Source organism: Streptomyces sp. NPDC104096, assembly GCF_055584385.1.
Genome location: NZ_JBVJMD010000014.1, coordinates 52,794 through 70,215 on the forward strand (window position 1 = coordinate 52,794; position 17,422 = coordinate 70,215).

General features: G+C 73.1%; 17 protein-coding genes. 7 read left to right on the forward strand and 10 right to left on the reverse strand.

The features are described 5' to 3' along the window. Positions 1–146: 146 nt before the first annotated feature. Positions 147–1,100: a S1 family peptidase gene (locus ACZ60B_RS17235; RefSeq protein WP_469387726.1), complete on the forward strand. Its 954-nt coding sequence runs from the start codon at positions 147–149 to the stop codon at positions 1,098–1,100. A gap of 195 nt (positions 1,101–1,295) precedes the next feature. Here ACZ60B_RS17235 and ACZ60B_RS17240 read toward each other — a convergent pair whose 3' ends face one another. Then, entirely contained in the window at positions 1,296–1,670 is a 375-nt protein-coding gene (locus ACZ60B_RS17240; protein WP_469387728.1) for a cupin domain-containing protein, read from the reverse strand. Between the two features lie 105 nt (positions 1,671–1,775). On the opposite strand from ACZ60B_RS17240, the gene ACZ60B_RS17245 reads away from it, so the two are divergent. Together ACZ60B_RS17245 and ACZ60B_RS17250 are read left to right on the forward strand one after the other, a co-directional pair. Further along, positions 1,776–2,219, forward strand: a complete 444-nt coding sequence (locus ACZ60B_RS17245) for a MarR family winged helix-turn-helix transcriptional regulator (RefSeq protein ID WP_469387730.1) — start codon at positions 1,776–1,778, stop codon at positions 2,217–2,219. 173 nt (positions 2,220–2,392) lie between these two features. Beyond that, complete coding sequence (locus tag ACZ60B_RS17250; RefSeq protein ID WP_469387732.1) at positions 2,393–3,280, forward strand: esterase/lipase family protein; 888 nt, start codon at positions 2,393–2,395, stop codon at positions 3,278–3,280. A 62-nt stretch (positions 3,281–3,342) separates the two neighbouring features. Here the strand turns inward: ACZ60B_RS17250 and ACZ60B_RS17255 are convergent, their stop codons facing one another. Next, positions 3,343–4,416 (reverse strand): lytic polysaccharide monooxygenase auxiliary activity family 9 protein, encoded by a 1,074-nt coding sequence (locus ACZ60B_RS17255; RefSeq protein WP_469387734.1) that lies wholly within the window; start codon positions 4,414–4,416, stop codon positions 3,343–3,345. A gap of 167 nt (positions 4,417–4,583) precedes the next feature. Between ACZ60B_RS17255 and ACZ60B_RS17260 the strand changes: the two genes are divergently transcribed. After that, positions 4,584–5,054: a GNAT family N-acetyltransferase gene (locus tag ACZ60B_RS17260; protein ID WP_469387737.1), complete on the forward strand. Its 471-nt coding sequence runs from the start codon at positions 4,584–4,586 to the stop codon at positions 5,052–5,054. 22 nt (positions 5,055–5,076) lie between these two features. Here ACZ60B_RS17260 and ACZ60B_RS17265 read toward each other — a convergent pair whose 3' ends face one another. After that, positions 5,077–5,211, reverse strand: coding sequence for a hypothetical protein (locus ACZ60B_RS17265; protein ID WP_351608694.1), 135 nt, complete (start codon positions 5,209–5,211; stop codon positions 5,077–5,079). Positions 5,212–5,350: 139 nt separating this feature from the next. Here ACZ60B_RS17265 and ACZ60B_RS17270 point away from each other — a divergent pair, with 139 nt between their 5' ends. Continuing rightward, a complete protein-coding gene (locus tag ACZ60B_RS17270) occupies positions 5,351–6,028 on the forward strand; it encodes a class I SAM-dependent methyltransferase (RefSeq protein ID WP_469387739.1) in 678 nt (225 codons plus the stop codon). Between the two features lie 28 nt (positions 6,029–6,056). Here ACZ60B_RS17270 and ACZ60B_RS17275 read toward each other — a convergent pair whose 3' ends face one another. Both ACZ60B_RS17275 and ACZ60B_RS17280 read right to left on the reverse strand, forming a co-directional pair. Further along, positions 6,057–6,584 carry a ribonuclease FAU-1 family protein gene (locus ACZ60B_RS17275; protein ID WP_469387741.1) on the reverse strand — a complete coding sequence of 176 codons (528 nt, stop codon included), beginning with the start codon at positions 6,582–6,584 and terminating at the stop codon, positions 6,057–6,059. After that, positions 6,565–7,494 carry a GNAT family N-acetyltransferase gene (locus tag ACZ60B_RS17280; protein WP_469387743.1) on the reverse strand — a complete coding sequence of 310 codons (930 nt, stop codon included), beginning with the start codon at positions 7,492–7,494 and terminating at the stop codon, positions 6,565–6,567. Before ACZ60B_RS17280 ends, ACZ60B_RS17275 begins: the two co-directional genes overlap by 20 nt. An 82-nt stretch (positions 7,495–7,576) precedes the next feature. On the opposite strand from ACZ60B_RS17280, the gene ACZ60B_RS17285 reads away from it, so the two are divergent. Beyond that, positions 7,577–7,945: a GntR family transcriptional regulator gene (locus ACZ60B_RS17285; RefSeq protein WP_469387745.1), complete on the forward strand. Its 369-nt coding sequence runs from the start codon at positions 7,577–7,579 to the stop codon at positions 7,943–7,945. Between the two features lie 15 nt (positions 7,946–7,960). On the opposite strand, the gene ACZ60B_RS17290 is transcribed toward ACZ60B_RS17285, so the two are convergent. Next, the gene (locus ACZ60B_RS17290; protein WP_469387747.1) at positions 7,961–9,055 is read right to left on the reverse strand and encodes a DUF5925 domain-containing protein; all 1,095 of its coding nucleotides are present in this window, start codon (positions 9,053–9,055) and stop codon (positions 7,961–7,963) included. 250 nt (positions 9,056–9,305) lie between these two features. On the opposite strand from ACZ60B_RS17290, the gene ACZ60B_RS17295 reads away from it, so the two are divergent. After that, positions 9,306–10,727, forward strand: coding sequence for a GH39 family glycosyl hydrolase (locus ACZ60B_RS17295; protein WP_469387749.1), 1,422 nt, complete (start codon positions 9,306–9,308; stop codon positions 10,725–10,727). Positions 10,728–10,797: 70 nt separating this feature from the next. Here the strand turns inward: ACZ60B_RS17295 and ACZ60B_RS17300 are convergent, their stop codons facing one another. From ACZ60B_RS17300 to ACZ60B_RS17315, 4 genes are read right to left on the reverse strand one after another with little or no spacing between them, the layout of a single operon-like run. Then, positions 10,798–14,493, reverse strand: coding sequence for a lipopolysaccharide biosynthesis protein (locus ACZ60B_RS17300; protein ID WP_469387751.1), 3,696 nt, complete (start codon positions 14,491–14,493; stop codon positions 10,798–10,800). After that, positions 14,486–15,286: a polysaccharide deacetylase family protein gene (locus ACZ60B_RS17305; protein WP_469387753.1), complete on the reverse strand. Its 801-nt coding sequence runs from the start codon at positions 15,284–15,286 to the stop codon at positions 14,486–14,488. Before ACZ60B_RS17305 ends, ACZ60B_RS17300 begins: the two co-directional genes overlap by 8 nt. Next, complete coding sequence (locus tag ACZ60B_RS17310; RefSeq protein ID WP_469387755.1) at positions 15,279–16,382, reverse strand: glycosyltransferase family 2 protein; 1,104 nt, start codon at positions 16,380–16,382, stop codon at positions 15,279–15,281. The genes ACZ60B_RS17305 and ACZ60B_RS17310 overlap by 8 nt, the downstream gene beginning before the upstream one ends. After that, on the reverse strand, positions 16,379–17,200 hold the full coding sequence (locus tag ACZ60B_RS17315) for a glycosyltransferase family 2 protein (protein ID WP_469387757.1): 822 nt from the start codon (positions 17,198–17,200) through the stop codon (positions 16,379–16,381). The genes ACZ60B_RS17310 and ACZ60B_RS17315 overlap by 4 nt, the downstream gene beginning before the upstream one ends. Between the last annotated feature and the right edge of the window lie 222 nt (positions 17,201–17,422).

The following is a 17,422-nucleotide window of genomic DNA, read 5'->3' on the forward strand; positions in this document are numbered from 1 at the left end:
GGGCGTGCGAGAGCCGCCGTGCGCGCCCCGAAGTCGACCTTGTGTGCTCCCTGTGCGACTCGGAAGAGTTGACGCTCGTCAACCGGCCTTCCGGCCCGTCGGGTCCCCGTCGCCCGTCGGGCCGGCCTCCCGCAGGAGGACATGAGTTGAAGTATCGACGCACACCCGGACGCCGTGCGGCCGTGGCGGCTGCGGGTGTCGCCGCGCTGCTCGTCGCGGGAGTCCCCTTCCAGAATGCGAACGCCGGTGAGTCGGCCGGGGCGTCCACGCCCAGGGTCCTGTCGGCCGCGGCGGCCGGAAACCTCGCCGCGACGCTCGCCGGGAACCTCGCCGAGCTGAAGCGCGCCCGCGCGATCCTCGCGGACGAGGCGACCGTGCCCGGTACCTCCTGGGTGACCGACTCCCGTACCGGCCGGATCGTCGTCACCGCCGACCGCACCGTCTCCGGCGCCGAGTGGGCCAGGCTCGGCGAGGTCGTCGACCGGCTCGGCCCGGTCGTCGAACTCAGACGCGGCAAGGGGGAGTTCAAGCCCCTGATCGCCGGCGGCGAGGCGATCGCCGGCCCGGGCGGCCGCTGCTCGCTCGGCTTCAACGTGGTCAAGGGCGGGCAGCCGTACTTCATCACCGCGGGACACTGCACCGAGGCGGTCCCCACCTGGACCGATTCCCGGGGCGCCACGATCGGCAGCAACGAGCGGTCCAGCTTCCCGGGCGACGACTTCGGTCTGGTCAAGTACACCGCGGACGTGGCCCACCCGAGCGAGGTCGACCTCCACAACGGGTCCGCGCGGGCCGTCACCAGGGCGGCCGACGCCAGGGTCGGCGAGCGGGTGACCCGCAGCGGTGCGACGACCGGGGCGCGCTCCGGCACGGTCACCGGCCTGGACGCCACCGTGAACTACGGCAACGGCGACACCGTGCGCGGTCTGATCCAGACGGACGTCTGCGCCGAGGCCGGTGACAGCGGCGGCCCGCTCTTCGACGGCGACGCGGCGATCGGCCTCACCTCCGGCGGCAGCGGCGACTGCACCGCGGGCGGCGTGACCTTCTTCCAGCCGGTCACCGAGGCGCTGTCGGCCTTCGGCGCCCGGATCGGCTGACCGGCCGCCCGGAGCGACTGGCCGAGCGGGCCTCCGAGCGGGGCACGGACGCCTGCGCCCACACGGTCCTCCGCTCCTGGCCGCTATTGGGGCGCGGGGTGGTGCAGCGGCGCGGCCCGCGCGGTCTCGGCGTGACGGGCGCCGCCTGGAGCCTCGCCGAACCGGTGGAACTGCGCGCCGACGGCGGCCTCGCTCTCAGCGGGCCCAGGGCGGGGCGATCCGGGTGCCGTCGGCCAGTTCCGCCTCCAGTCCGATGGAGCTGGTGACCCAGGAGATCGCGGTCCGGTCGGAGTGGTTCTCGACGGTGAGCGTCGCGCCGGGGTTGATGATCAGGGTGTCGCCGGCGGTGACGCGGTCGGTGCGGCCGTCCAGCGTGACCACGAGCTCGCCGTCGAGCAGATGGAGGATCTCCTCCCGGTCGACGGTGTGCGCGGGCGCCCTGGTCCCCGGCGGGATCTCGCCCCGCCAGGCGCACAGCTGCTTGCTGCCGGTGTGGGAGCCGGCGTGCGAGACGAACCGGGCGCCGTGCATTTCGTGGGTGACGGCGTCGGACGAGCGGATGACGGGCATGGGTGCCTCCTCGTAAGTGGTCAAGTCGCTTGACTACATGGTCAAGGAGGTTGACCAACTCGTCAAGGGGGTTGACCGGTTCGTCGAGGGTGTTTCAATGCGACCGTGCAGAAATCCGAAGCCCTCGCCCTGGCCACCGCCCTGCTCGCCGCCGCAGGCGACCTGACCAGACGTGTCGACGACGGTGTCGTCGCGCGGGGGTTCGAGGGGCGGCCCGCGTACGGCTTCGCCTTCGCCCGGCTCGCGCCGGACGGCGCGACGGTCACCGATCTCGCCGCCCACCTCGGGGTGACGAAGCAGGCCGCCAGTCAGCTCGTCGACGAGATCGTGCGCAAGGGGTACGCCGAACGGCGGCCGCATCCCGAGGACGCGCGGGCCCGGCTCGTGGTGCTGACCGAGCGTGGCTGGGCCTGCACCCGGGCGGCGGAGGAAGCGATCGCCGAGATCGTGGGGGAGTGGGCCGGGCTGCTGGGCGAGTCCGAAGTGGGCTTGTTGTGCGAGCACTTGGTGCGTATCGCGCCCTACGGCCCGCTCAGGCCTTCCTGGTGACGCTTCGTCCGTTGCGCCCCGACCCCGCCAGTGACCACTGGGAACTTTTTACTGACGCGTAACTTCACACCGGGGCTACCCGCCCGTAACTTGACGGATGAACAGCATCCCGTGATCCGGATCACAGGGCGTAATGCCGTCGTACCCCCCATGAGCCGCAAGGAGATCACCCGATGCTGCCCTGGAAGCGAGTGCTCAGACCGCTTGCCGCGCTGCTGATGACCGCCGCGGTCGCCACCGTCCCCGCCACCGCCGCCCACGCGTCCGCCGCCCGTGTGTCCGCCGCCGCGAGCGCGGCTCCCAGCCACGGCTGGAACGACTACTCCTGCAAGCCGTCCGCCGCCCACCCCCGCCCGGTGGTCCTGGTCCACGGCACCTTCGCCAACTCCGTCGACAACTGGCTGTCCCTCGCCCCCTACCTGGCGAGCCGCGACTACTGCGTCTTCTCCTTCGACTACGGCGAGTTGACCGGCGTCCCCCTCATCCACGGCCTCGGGCCCATCGACAAGTCGGCCGAGCAGCTGTCCGCCTTCGTCGACAAGGTGCTCGCCGCGACCGGCACCGCCAAGGCCGACCTCGTCGGCCACTCGCAGGGCGGCATGATGCCCCGCTACTACCTGAAGTTCCTCGGCGGCGCCGCCAAGGTGAACGCCCTCGTCGGCATCGCGCCCAACAGCCACGGCACCACCCTCAGCGGGCTCGCCAAGCTGCTGCCGTACTTCCCCGGCGCCGAGGACCTGCTCACCCTGGCCACCCCCGCACTCGCCCAGCAGGTCGTCGGGTCCGACTTCATGACCAGGCTCAACCAGGGCGGCGACACCGTGCCCGGCGTCCACTACACGGTCATCGCCAGCAAGTACGACGAGGTCGTCACCCCGTACCAGAGCCAGTTCCTGAGCGGGTCCGACGTGAAGAACGTGCTGATCCAGGACCTGTGCTCGCTCGACCTCTCGGAACACGCGCTGCTCGGCGTGACCGACCGGATCGCCTTCCACGAGGTGGCGAACGCCCTCGACCCGGCCCACGCCAGCCCCACCACCTGCGCGTCGGTCCTCAGCTGACGCGCGGTCGTTCCGCCGGGGCCTGTCCGGCCTGAGCCGCCGGTCAGGCCCCGGAGTCCTGTTCAGCGGCCGTGCCGGCCGCCGCTCACCGCACGCCGTCGCACCGAGGCGAACAGCGCGGCCGCGCCCAGCGCCAGCGCCGCCGCGCCGCCGACCGCGAAGTACGGGGTACGGGGGTCGCCGCCGGTCTCGGCCAGGTTCTCGCCGACGACGGCGGCCTTCGGGTCGTTGGCCGCCGTCGTCGGCGCGGCCGGGGCCGCCGCTTCGGTGGCCGTCTCCGTGGCCGCGTCGGCGGTGGCCTCCGCGGTCGCTCCGGCGCTCGCCCCGGTGGTCGGCTCCGCGGACGTACGGGCGTCGTCGTCCCCGTGGCCGTGGTGCTCGATCGTCGACTTGTCGGCACCGGCCTCTATCTGCCGCTCGGAGGGCGCGGAGGCGGCCGGGGCCGCGGCGGAACCGCTGCCCGTGGAGCCGCCGCCCGTCGAGCCGCTGTTTCCGGACGAGCCGCCGAAGGCGACGTCCGAGCAGGAGTAGAACGCCTCCGGGCTGTCCGAGCGCTGCCAGACCGCGTACAGCAGGTGCTTGCCCGCACGCTCGGGGAGGGTGCCGGAGAACGTGTAGAAGCCGCCGGTGGCGACCGGGTCCGTGGCCGTCGCCACCGGGCGCTCCAGGTCCAGGTCGGACCAGGCCAGCGGCTTGGCGGGGTCGTAGCCCGCCTTGGTGAGGTACACCTTGAAGGTGCCCTTGTGCGGCGCGGTCACGCGGTACCTGAAGGTGTACGAGCCGCTGTGCACGGCGGTCGCCGGCCAGTCGGCGCGGGCCAGGTCGAGGCCCTTGAACTCCTCGTTGTTCGCGCTGCACAGCTTGCCGTCCGGGACGAGCGCCCGGTGCTGTCCGTTCGCGTCACCGATCCGGATGCCGTTCCAGTCGTAGAGCGCCTGGGTGCCGCCCGCCGCGACCGCCGCCTTGCAGGCGTCCGACTTCGGGCTCTCGGGGCCCTCCGCGTAGCACTGCGCGACCCGGCTGACCGGATCGCCCATCGAGCCGTGCGCGGACGCGGGGGCGGCGGCGAGGGCGGTCAGCGCGAGCGGGGCCGTGCCCAGCGCGGCGGCGACGGCGAGCTTGCGGCGAGCAGGCATGGGGGAACTCCTCGAAACGGTCCTTCGGGCGGGCCGGAACCCGTGGGGTGATCAGCAAGCTAGCCCCAGGAAACCGCGAAATCGCCTGTCGGAGGCGGTCGAGGGTGATCCTTAGGATCGTCTTAAGGGAGTGCTCAGGCTGGGATCAGGTAGGTACCGTGCACGGCATGACGCACGAGGGGATCAGGCCTGCCGTGGCCGCCGACGTACCGGCCGTGCGGGCCGTGACCGACGCGGCCTACCGCCACTACATCGAGCGGATCGGTGTGGTGCCGCAGCCGATGGAGGCGGACCACGCGGCGGACGTGGCCGCGGGCCGGGTGTTCGTCACGGGCGGACCCGGGACCGCCGAGGTGACCGGCCTCGTCGTGCTGGAGGCGCACGAGGACCATCTGTTCCTCGACAGCATCGCCGTCCACCCCGACGCACAGGGCGGCGGGGTGGGGCGGCGACTGCTGGAGTTCGTGGACGCACGCGCGCGTGAGCTGGGCCTGCCCGAGGTCAGGCTCTACACGAACGCCCTGATGTGGGAGAACCGGAGGATCTACCCGAAGTACGGGTACGAGGTCGTGGAACAGCGCGTCGACGGGCCCTACGACCGCGTCCACTACCGCAAGCGGCTGCGCCGACCGCGCTGACCGGCGCGTGGGACCGGTCCGGTCAGCCGTCCGGCCACCAGGTCCGGGCGATGTCCTTGCGGACCTCGGGCCGCCGGTCGGGGCGCGCCTCGGCGTCCTCGCGGACCCGGCGGCTGTCCGTCTTCCTCAGGGGCTTCTGCACGGTGATGCGGCGCATGGCTGCCTCCTTCGAGTGCCTGCCGTGACCCGTGTTCTCACGGGAGCAGACGCTTTCGGGGAGAGTTCCTCATCGGCGGCCTCCTGTCAGTGGCGGGAGTCACGATTCGATTGTCAGTGGTGGGTGTCACGCTTGCCGCATGACGGACGGGATCACAGACGACACCAGGGGCCGGAACACCGGGGACGGCACGGCAGGGAGCACGGCCCGCACCGCCGTGACCTCGACGGACGTGGACTGGGACGCGCAGGCCGCCACGTTCGACGACGAGCCGGACCACGGGCTGCGGGACCCCCGGGTGCGGGACGCCTGGGCGCGGCGGCTGCGCGACTGGCTGCCCGCACGGGCCGGGCACGTGCTCGACCTCGGCTGCGGCACCGGCAGCCTGTCGCTCCTCGCGGCCGAGCAGGGACACCGGGTCACCGGAGTCGACCGGTCCCCGGCCATGGTGGACCTCGCGCGCCACAAGCTCACCGGGCGGGACGCCGCGTTCCTCGTCGGCGACGCGGCGGCCCCGCCGGTGGGCGAGCGGCGCTTCGACACCGTCCTCGTACGGCATCTGCTGTGGGCCCTGCCCGACCCCGGCCGTGCCCTGCGGCACTGGCGGGGCCTGCTGCGCGCCGGGGGAGGCCGGCTCGTGCTGGTCGAGGGCGTGTGGGGCACCCTCGACCCGGTCGGCATACCCGCCGAGCGGCTCCTGTCCCTCGTGGCGCCGTGGGCCGACGAGGTGCGCCTGGAGCGGCTGTCGGACGACGTGCCGCTGTGGGGCAGGGAGGTGACCGACGAGCGGTACGCGGTGGTGGCGACGCTCCGGTGAGTCCGGCGACAGTCCTCCGTCGCTTCGGTCAAATCGATGGGCGCGCGGGGCGGCTCTGGACCAGGAGTTCGTCGAAGCCGCCCTCGTGGGCCAGGCGCTCCAGCTCGTCGAGGGCGGCCACGGCGGCGGCCGCGGCCACCGGGTCCCGCTCGGTGAGGCCGCTCTCCTCGAACTCGTCCTCGTCCAGGCGCCGTACGTCGTGGCCGTCGGCGGAGCGCCAGAGGTCGAGGTCGAGGTCCTCCACGACGAGTTCGGCGCCGGAGAGGGCCGCGGGCCGGGCGATGTCGCAGTACCACCCCTTGAGCGCGCCCACCGGGTCACGCAGCTCCTTCACCGAGTACCAGCGGTCCCGCCAGTAGTACTCCGTGAAGACGTCCCCCGGCTCGAAGCGCACGAAGCCGAAGTCGCGGACGGCCCCGCTCGCGAACGGCGCGCGTACGACGATCCGGGTGCCGTCGTCCTGGAGCAGCTCCGCGGGGTAACGGATCTTCGTCCGGCCGCCCTTGACCAGGACGACATCCACCATGCGGGCCGAATCAGCCGAGTTCGCGGACATACCGCACCTCCGTTGCGCAGATCTCGTATCCGAACCATGCGTTGATCGCGAGCATCGGGTCGTTGCCGGCGTCGTTGCCCGTGAACGCCTCCGTGCAGCCGGCCGCGCGGGCGCGGTGCAGGGAGGCGGTCTTGGCGAGTTTGGCCAGGCCCCGGCCGCGGAAGGGGCGGGCGGTGCTGGTCATGGCGCTGGAGTACCGGCTCGCGCCGTCGGTGTGGGCCGCGCTGAGGGCGGCGGGGCGCCCGTCGACCAGTACCACCGAGGTCAGCTCACGACTGAGCAGTGGGTGGTTCCAGGTCTCGTCCAGCCAGGCCGCGTAGTCGGTGAACTCAAGGGCGATGTCGCTCGGTTCGTCCGACGCCCCCTGCGCGTCCAGCTCGAACAGCGGGCGCGGATCGGCCGCGAAGTCGGCGGCCGTGCGCAGCTCGACGCCCGGCGGCAGGTCCGGCAGCGGCGGCAGCGTGCCGTGGGCGAGGTCGAGACGCAGGAAGTGCGCGGAACGGCTCGCCCGGTAGCCGCGCCGCTCGGCGAAGGCGCGGTTGTCCGGCTCGTCCAGGACCCAGCTGAACACCCTGGTCGCGCCCTCGGCCGTGAGGTGCTTCTCGGCGGCCCGCGTCAGCAGCGAACCGGCACCGCGCCCCAGCCGCCCGGGGTGCACGTACACGTTGAGGTAACCCTGCCCCGGTTCCGGGCTCTCGTGCGCCAGACCCACCTGGGCCGTGCCGACGATCTCGCCGTCCTCCTCCGCGACCAACGGCCGGTAACGCGCGGCGGGGTGGGTGCGGGTGAGGTCGTGCACCAGTGACTTCGGGGTGGACACCATGAAGGGCAGCGCCAGCCGCCGGACCCGGGCGAAACCCTCGGCGTCCGCCCGGACCCCGGCTCGCACATCACGCACGATCATCGTCATGGAGGCGCACGCTACGTGGGGGACCGGCCGGGACGCCTCCGATTTTCGGGCGCGGCACCGACGGGTGCGGGACAATCACCCCGTGACCTTGAAGATCGACATCGATGACGGCGCCCCGCCGTACGAGCAGGTACGGACGCAGATCTCCGAGCAGGCGCGGTCGGGGGTGCTGCCGGTGGGGTACCGGCTGCCGACCGTGCGCGGACTGGCCGAGTCGCTGGGCCTCGCGGCGAACACGGTGGCCAAGGCCTACCGGGCGCTGGAGGCGGACGGCGTGATCGAGACGCGCGGGCGGCACGGGACGTATATCGCGGCGGCCGGGGCGGCCGCGGAGCGGGAACTGGCGTCGGCCGCGCAGGCGTACGTGGAGCGGGCCCGACGGCTCGGGCTCGGCGAGGCGGACGCGCTGGCCGCCGTACGGGACGCCCTGCGGGCGGCGTACGGCGGCTGACGGCGACGCGGGGTTCTACAGGTAGAGCCCCGCGTCCACCCCGTCCCGCGGCTCCGGGACCGATGCCGGGGTCGTCCCGCGCCGCAGCGCGTACAGCTCCGCCAGGGTCGCTCCGTCCCGGCCGACGCCCTCCTCGGTGCCCAGCCAGTCCACCGCCTCCGCGCGGGTCAGCCGGCCGACCTCGATCCGGGCCAGACAGCGGCCGGGGCGCACGACGGCCGGGTGCAGGCGTTCCAGGTCCTCGTTGGTGGTGACCCCGACCAGGACGTTGCGGCCCTGGCCGAGCAGGCCGTCGGTCAGGTTCAGCAGCCTGGACAGGGCCTGACCGGCCGTGTGCTTGGCCTCGCCGCGGATCAGTTCGTCGCAGTCCTCCAGGAGCAGCAGCCGCCAGCGGCCCTTGCCCGTGGAGTCGTCCTCGCCGATCGCGATGTCCATCAGATAGCCGACGTCGCTGAAGAGCCGCTCCGGGTCCAGCACACAGTCCACCTGGCACCACTCCCGCCAGGACCGGGCCAGCGTGCGCAGCGCCGAGGTCTTGCCGGTGCCGGGCGGGCCGTGCAGCAGGAGCAGCCGGCCGGCGATGTCCTCGGGGGTCGTGCTCATCAGGCGGTCCATCGCGCCGGCCACCGGCGCGGTGTAGTTGGCCCGCACGTCATCCCAGGTGCCCGCCGAGATCTGCCGGGTGGTGCGGTGCGGGCCCCGTCTCGGGGACACGTACCAGAAGCCCATCGTGACGTTCTCCGGCTTCGGCTCCGGTTCGTCCGTCGCGCCGTCGGTCGCCTGGTCCAGGACCTTCTGGGCGAGCTCGGCGCTGGTCGCCGTGACCGTGACGTCGGCCCCCCGGTTCCAGCGGGAGACGAGCAGCGTCCAGCCGTCGCCCTCGGCCAGGGTGGCGCTGCGGTCGTCGTCGCGGGCGATGCGCAGCACCCGGGCGTCCGGCGGCAGCAGTGACGCGCCGGACCGCACCCGTTCGATGTTCGACGCGTGGGAGAACGGCTGCTCGCCCGTCGCGAAGCGGCCGAGGAACAGTGCGTCGACGACGTCGGACGGCGAGTCGGAGTCGTCGACGTTGAGCCGGATCGGCAGCGCGTCGTGCGGGTTCGCTGACATGCCGCCATGATCCGGCACATGGGCGCCGAGTGCACCCGGTTTCCGCGGTGCGCGTGAAGTGTCGGGCATGTTCCCCACGTCCGGGGTAGTCCGCTGCCTCCCGTCACGTCCGGTGGAGTCCCGTCATGTCCCGTGGTGTCCCCGCCCGGGGGTGCGTCGCGCTCGGAGCGCGACGCACCCGTCCTGTCACCGGACCGAGCGTCGACTGCACCTGCCCGTAGCGCCGTTCACGCCGTTAGTGTTGTCCTTGATGGGACGTCATGAGTGGAATTCGGGGGCTCGGCGGTGGCGGCTCACCGCGCTGCTCGGCGCGGCCGTGGCCGCACTCGCTCTGGTCGTGACCTTGGTCAACACACTGCCGGGGGGCGGCGGCCACACCGCGGGCACCACGTCCGACGGCGCCGGGGTGCACGGCACCCCGGCCACCCCGGCGCGGCCGGCCGGGCCCGAGGTCGGCTGGGGCTTCACGCACACCCAGTTCAGCGCCGACGAGGGCAGCGATCCCGCCACCCGGCGGGTCGAGGGCCTGCTGTCGAAGAGCGGCGGCCTGCCGCAGAACCAGGCCGTCATGGGCTGGGGCGCCGACAACCCCGAGCCGGTGAAGGGGCGTTACGACTTCGCCGCGCTGGACCGCCGGATCGACTTCGTGCGCGCCTCCGGCGGCACCCCGGTCGTCACCCTGTGCTGCGCGCCGGACTGGATGAAGGGCGGCAGGGCGGCCGCGGGCGGCACCGACTGGAGCCGGTCCGCGCTGGAGACCGCCCCCCGGCCCGAGCACTACGCGGACTTCGCCGCGCTCGCCGCGACCGTCGCCCGGCGCTACCCCGACGTACGCCACTTCATCGTCTGGAACGAGTTCAAGGGCTTCTGGAACGACGCCGAGGGCCGCTGGGACTACGAGGGGTACACCCGGCTCTACAACCTCGTCCACCAGGCCCTGAAGAAGGTCGACAAGGACATCATGGTCGGCGGTCCGTACCTGGTCATGGACAGTGTGGACCCGGGTGCCGAAGACGCCTCGACGGCCCTGGCGGGCCCCTGGGGCGCGCTGGACCGGCGGGTCCTCGACGCCTTCGCCTACTGGAACCGGCACAAGGCCGGCGCGGACTTCGTCGTCGTCGACGGCTCCAGCTACACCAAGGACGACGAACTGCGGCCCGACGAGTTCGGCGCCACCGACAAGCTCACCGCCGTCGGCGCCTGGGTACGACGGCAGACCGGCGGCCTGCCCCTGTGGTGGGCGGAGTACTACGTCGAACCCGCCGACGGCGACGACGACCGCAAGGGCTGGCCGGAGAACCGCCGGGTCGCCGTGCAGGCCGCCGCGATGATCGCCATGGTCAAGGGCGGTGCCTCCTCGGGCTTCTACTGGAACCCGGAGGACGAGAAGGGCCCCGGCTGCCCCGGCTGCCTGTGGACGCCGACCGACCGCGCGGACGGCGGCGCACGGCTGCCCATGTACGGCCTGGTCTCCCGGTTCGGCGAGGAGTTCCCGCCGGGCACGCGGTACGACACCGTGTCCGTCGCCGCGGACGACGTGCCCGACGTCCGGGTCCTGGCCACCGACAAGGCCGTCCTGGTGGTGAACATCCGCGACCGGCCGATCAGCGCGCAGGTCGACGGACGGCGGTTCGAGATGCGGGCGTACGAGGTGAAGTGGCTCACCGGGTGAGCACCGGGGGAGTACCCGGTGAGCACCCGGTGAGCCGTCGGTCTCCCCGGCACCCGGTGAGCCGTCGCGCTCACTTCATCGTGAGGAACCGCTGCACCAGCGCCGCGCACAGGACCGCCAGCAGCGGCAGCGCGAACCAGAAGCCGCTCCGGAGCCGGCGCAGCCGCCGTACGCCCGGCCGGCCGGCGACCCGGAGCACCTCGCGCGCCGTCAGCAGCGGGATCAGCCCGACGGCCGCCAGCGCCCCGACCACCGACCAGGGCGTCCAGGTGATCCGCGGTCCGATCGGGCCCGGATCCGCCCGGGACACCTCGCCCGCCGGCCGGTCGCGCAGCGCGTACATGGTCACGTCGTCGTTGACCAGGACCTTCCTCAGCTCCCGCCGCCCGTCCAGGTTCGCCAGCAGGCGAGGCTCCCAGGACGTCGAGTAGCCCACGTCCAGTTCGAGGTAGACGACCTGGCTGCGGTTGACCATGAGGTACGAGTTCGGGCCCGCGTCCTCGAGCGCCTCGACCAGGCCCGACACCAGGACCGGGTCGGCGGGCGCCAGGGTCGGCACGTACTGGACCTTCTCCATGTCCTCGCTGCCCCACGGCATCGCCGGGGTCACGTTGTTCTCGGTGTCGTTGCTCAGCCACAGCAGCCGCACGGTCGGATCGTCGTGGGCGTAGACGTAGTCCATCGCGGCGACCTCGCCCGGCCGGATCCGCTCGAACGACTCGTTGCCCCAACGGGCCACCAGGAAGCCGCCCATGAGGACCAGCCCCGCCAGCAGCGCCGCCGCCGGGGCGAGACCCGCCCGGTCCCGGTCGCGTTCCTCGACGCTGATCCCGGTGCGCGGGAACAGCGCGAGCCCGGCCAGCAGGGCCGCGCCCGGCAGGGCGAACATGAAGACGCGCAGCGCCATCTCCCCGCCGTACGACTGCATGCCGAAGCCGAGGAACGGGACGAAGGTGAGCACGAGCAGCGACCGCTCGCGGTACTTGTGCTCACGCCGCCGCCACCAGCCCCAGCAGGCGAACGCCATGACCCCGCCGGCCAGCAGCACCCGCGCGTACAGCACCAGCTTGTGGGTGGAGCTGCCGCCCTGGATACGGCCGGAGACGGACGTCGACACATTGCTGCCGACCCCGCCGACGCCGCCGAACAGCTCGTCGAAGTGGCCGGACCAGTACGGCTCGGCCATGAAGCCCACCCAGGCCGCCACGATCACGGTGAACAGCAGCGGCAGACCGCGCAGTTCGCAGCGGCCGAGCAGGACGAGGAAGGTCAGCACGCCCAGCATCACGAACGGGGTCAGCTGGTGGGCCGGCACGCTCGCCGCGAACAGGCCGATGAGCACCGCGAGCAGCACCGCCCGCTGACGGCGGTCGGCCGGCTCGACCTCCGCCTCGCCCGGCCGCCGCTCGGTCCAGGGCACGTGCGGGGGACGGAACCAGACCAGCAGGATCGCCACGAAGGCGAGGTACAGCAGGAAGGTGAAGCCCTGCGGGGAGAAGTAGTCCTGGCCGACCCAGCCGCCGAGCACGAAGACCCAGACGCCGGTCCACTTGGCCCGCCAGCTCGCCCGCATCGAGCGGACCAGCAGGAACATCGGTGCCAGGTAGAGGAGTTGGACGGCCGTCGGCCACCAGCGGATCAGCTCGGTGCGGTCGTCGACCCCGCACGCCTTCAGCACGAACGCGGCCGCCGCGAAGAAGCCCGGCCAGCTCCAGCGGGCGTCCAGGTCGGGCACGGCCGTGCCGGTCCGGTCGATGTGGTCGAGGAAGCCGAGGTGCTGCCAGGCGGTCGCGAACCGGGGCTCGGTCTCGATCACGGCGGGCAGCGCGTGCAGCGAGACGACGGTGGCGAGCAGCGTGACCAGCAGCAGCCCCCGGTGCTCGCGGCCGCGCCCGAGCAGTGCCGCGAAGACCACGACCAGCAGCGCCGCGCCGATCAGCGTCGCCGGCGGCAGGACCGAGATCAGCCCGAGCCCGCCCATCCCGTCCAGGTCGGCGTCGGAGAGCCGCAGCACGGGCGCCCAGTAGAGCAGCAGCGCGGCGGTCAGCAGACAGCCCAGGAGCACCCCCGGGCGGGTGGGCGGCAGCCGCTCGCGCCAGGACCACCGCGTTGCGGGTCCGCCGGGGTGCTGCCCGTCCGGGGCGGCGGGATCCTCCCGTACCGGTCCGGCCCCGACGGCACCGCCGGACCCAGCACCGCCGGACCCGGCGCCGAGGACGGGCGTACCGGTGGGCGGGGTGCCCGGTCCCGGGCGGACGTCGGGCCGGCGCTCCTGGTGGTCGAAGTCGACGTGGACGCCGAGCGCGAGCGTGTCGGGGTCCGGCGCCCGGGCGGGCCCGCGCCGCCGCGGTGCCCCCGCGGCGGGGACCTCGCACGCCCCCAGGTCGGCGAGGTCCCCGTCGGGAGCGGCGGTCGCGGGCGACGCGACGGGCGTCGCCCTGACCGTCCGGTACAGGCGTGGCGCGGTCAGCGCCACGATCACCGCGAGGCTGGAGATCTCGGCGACACCGGCGCCGACCAGTCCCATGCGCGGCAGCAGCAACAGTGTCAGGCCGAGTACCAGGAAGCACAACAGGCCCTGGAGCCACGCGAGTCCACCGGTGCGGCTCTGGGCGCGCAGCACCGCGAAGTACGTCTCCGTCACTACTCGCAGCACCGCGCCGACGGCGAACCAGCGCAGCAGCCCGGTGGCCGCGTCCGCGTAGCCCGCGCCGAACACGCCCAGGATCCAGGGCGCGCCGACGAACAGCGCACCGCAGACCGGCAGCATGATCCGCGTCATCCGCCGCAGCGCGGCCCGGGTGTCGGCGGCGAGCCGGGCCGGGTCGTGCGAGCCCTCGACGGTCAGCGAGGCGCCCATGTTGATGGCGAGCAGGTTGACCGTGCCGCCTATGGTCGTGGTGATGTAGAAGTACGCGTTGTCCTCGGAGCTGACCTGCGAGGCGATGATCACCGGGACGAGATAGACCACCGCGAGCGAGAACAGCGAACCGGTGTAGTCGCCGGAGAGGAACCGTCCGATCTCCCTCGGGGTGGGCGGGTTCGCCCGCCGCGCGGTCGCCCGGACGTGCCGGGGCACCAGCCGGCGGAACACCAGCCAGCCCAGCGGCAGCACGGAGGTGGCGATGGCGGCGACCCAGGACACGAAGACGCCCGTGGTCGGGAGCGCCGTCGCGAACGCGACCAGCAGCCCCAGCTTGACGGCCGAGAACGCGGTGTTGCCGACCGGCACCCACAGGGCGCTGCGCAGTCCGGTCAGCACCCCGTCCTGGAGGGTGAGCAGGTTCCAGGCGACGACGGCCACCACGAAACCGAGCCCGTTGAGCGGCCCGTGCAGGAAGCGGTACGACGGCCCCCACACGTCGAGAGTCAGCAGGAAGACGCCCGCGGCCAGCGCCGCGACCGCCGAACTTCCCGTGTAGACGGCGGAGATGAGACGACGCGTGGCCCGTCCGGCGATCGGGACGAAGCGGGCCAGCGCGCCCGTCAGGGTCACCGCGGTCAGGCCCGCGAGGAGTTTCATCGCGGCGATCGCGGCGGACCCCTGACCGACCGCGGACTCGGAGTAGTAGCGGGCGGCGGCCAGCCAGAAGCCGAGCCCGAGCACCGCGCTGATGCCGGTGTTGAGCATCAGCGCATAGGCGTTGCGGAACAGTTGGCTGCCGCCCGGGGACCTGCCCAGGCCGGGCAGGCGCAGCCGACGGGGTGCCCGCTCGGGCGGCTCGGTCGGGGTCGACGCCTCCTGGGCCGTGGTGGTGTCAGACACGGGAGCGGTCGGCCTTCCGGCGGATCCGGCGGGCTCTGCGGACCATCGCGTACCCCTTGGTGAGGACACGGTCCGCGGCGAAGGCGCGGGCGATCGCGCGGCCCTCGACGAGCCGCTCGAACTCCTCGATGCCGGTGTCGCGGCGCACCGTGACGCGTTGCAGGGCGTAGGGCCCCTGGCGGCGGCGGGCGAGACCGTTGCCGACGGCGAGCGCCTGGGCGAAGCCGTGGGCGCGCACCGCCTGCCGCACCCGGCGGCTGGAGTAGCCGTACGGATAGGCGAACGACACCGGCGGGGCGCCCAGTTCGTCGGCGACGACGTCCCGGCAGCGGATCAGCTCGTCCCGCAGCGCGTCCTGGTCGAGCTGGTCGAGCTGCGGATGGCTGTGGCTGTGGCCGCCGATCTCGACGTCCGCGCCGGCCAGCTCGCGCACCTGGTTCCAGTCCAGCATCCGGTCCAGGCCGCCGCCGGTGTCGTACGCGCCCCGCAGCCAGCCGGTGGACACGAACAAGGTGGCCGCGAAGCCGTGCTCGGCCAGGACCGGCAGGGCGTGCCGGTGCACGCCCTCGTAGCCGTCGTCGAAGGTGATCAGCAAGGGCCGCGCGGGCAGCGGCCGGCCGGAGCGCCAGCGGGCGGCCAGCTCGGCCGTGCGGAGCGGGGTCAGGCCCAGATCGCCGACGAGCGCCATCTGCTCGGCGAACGCCTCCGGGGCGACCGACAGGGTGCGGGTGGCGTCGTTGGGGTCGGCCGCGACCGCGTGGTACATCAGGATGGGCACGGGCGGCTCAGCCATGTGCGTCCTCCGTGTTCCCCTGGACCGTCCCGTTCCGCCGGGCCGTCCCGTTCTTCCGGACCGCCCGAGGCTGGTGGGCCGTCCCGTTCCCGTGGACCGTCCCGTTCTGCCGGGCGGTCGTCCCGATCCGCGGCACCGAGAAGACGGCGGCCCCGCCCCCACGGGTCCGGACCCGGCCCACGACGTACCCGCCCGCCGCCGTGAGCACCCCGGCGACGATCGCGCCGGCCCGGCCCGCGCCGCCCGGCCGCGCCAGCAGCGCGTCCCGCAGGCCGCGCGCCACCCCGGCCGGCAACGCCCTGGTGACGTAACGGCATTCGGACTCCAGGCCCTTGCCGGCGCCGACGCTGCGGGACACCAGGGCCTTGGACAGGCCCTCCGCGTAGGCGCGGGTGCGGAAGTACCCGAAGCGCTCGCGCGCCTCGGGCACCCGGTGGTGGATCACCGCGCGGTCGTCGATCAGCAGAATCGCGTCCGGCCTGACCCGGGTGAGCCGGATGCACAGCTCCGTCTCCTCGCAGCCCAGCGGCCGCCGGTCGCCGTCCCGGCCGATGCCGGTGGCGAAGCCGCCCGCCGCGTCGAACGCGGTACGGCGGAAGGAGGCGTTGCCCCCGAGCACGTTGCGCACCCGGACCCGGCCCGGCGGCAGGCCCCGGTAGGTGCAGCCCACCACCCAGTCGAACTCCTCCGGGAACCAGGCGGGCCGGCGCCCCGACGCCCAGATCGGCACCGTACGGCCGCCGACCGCCAGCACGCGCGGGTCGGCGTACCCCTCGGCGAAGCGGCGCAGCCAGTCCCGCTCGGCCACGGCGTCGTCGTCGAGGAAGGCGACGACCTCGCCGTGCGAGGCGGCGATGCCGGTGTTGCGGCCCGCGGACAGTCCGCGGGGGCCGGCGTTGGCGAGGACGCGCACCCCGCCGGTCTCCTCGTACTCCTCGGTCAGGCGGTCCAGGAGCGCCGCGTTGTGGTCGACGACCAGCAGCGTCTCCCGGGCCGGACGGGACTGCGCGCGCACGGAGGCGACCGCCGCGAGGATGTCCTCCCAGCGGTCCTCCGTGTAGACGCAGATCACGACGGAGATGTCGGGATCGCTCAAGACGCCTCTCCCCGGACCGGGCCGAGCATCGGGGAGCGGTGGCTCCGGCGGCGCAGCTCACGCCGGTTGGAGCGCTCGCCGAGGATCACCCTGAGCACCCGGAGTCCGTCCCGGACGGCGCGCAGATTGCTCGTGCCGTGGATGCGGAGGTACTCGTGGCTCGGGATCTCCTGCACCTTCAGTCCCGCCTTGACCACCCGGATGTTCATCAGGGTCTCGACCTCGAAGCCCGTGCAGTCCAGGTCGATCTTGTCGAGGCAGTGCCGCCAGAACGCGTTGTAGCCGTAGCACAGGTCGGTGTAGCGGGCGCCGAACTTGCGGTTGACGACCGTGCACAGCGCCCAGTTGCCGAGCTTGCGGACGAAGGTCATGTCGTCGGTGCCGCCGCCGTTGGCGAAGCGGGAGCCCTTGGCGAAGTCCGCGCCCGAGACGAGGGCGGAGACGTACGACACGATCTCGTTGCCGTCGGCCGAGCCGTCCGCGTCGACCATCACGATGATGTCGCCGGTGCACGCCTCGAAGCCGGTGATCAGGGCATCCCCCTTGCCCTTGCCGTCCTGCGCGACGACCCGGACGCCGGGCCATAAGTCGCGGGCGACCTCGACGGTGCCGTCGGTGGAGTTGCCGTCCACCAGGACCACTTCGTGGATCCAGTCCGGCAGGGTCTTGAAGACGTACGGCAGGTTCTCCGCCTCGTTCATGGCGGGTATGACCACGCTCACCGGTGGCGCGATGGCCAGGTGGGAGGAGACCGGCCGGTAATGGCCGGCCGTCGTCGGATCCTGGCCCGATGCGTGCGGGCGCAGAACTGAGCTCATGGGTCTGGTCCCTCTCGTCCGGTGGACCGCCCGCCCCTGGGCGGCCCGGCTGTGTGTCCGGTTCGAAAGGGGGGTTTCTCCCCCACGGCACGGCACGACTACTCTCCGTGCACGTGGATGAGCAGGCAAAGCTGACCGGTCCGCCGTGGTACGACGGCCGGTTGCGCGGCACGGCTCGGCGACGACTGCGCTCACCGAGCACGGCACCCCCCTACCGCGCCC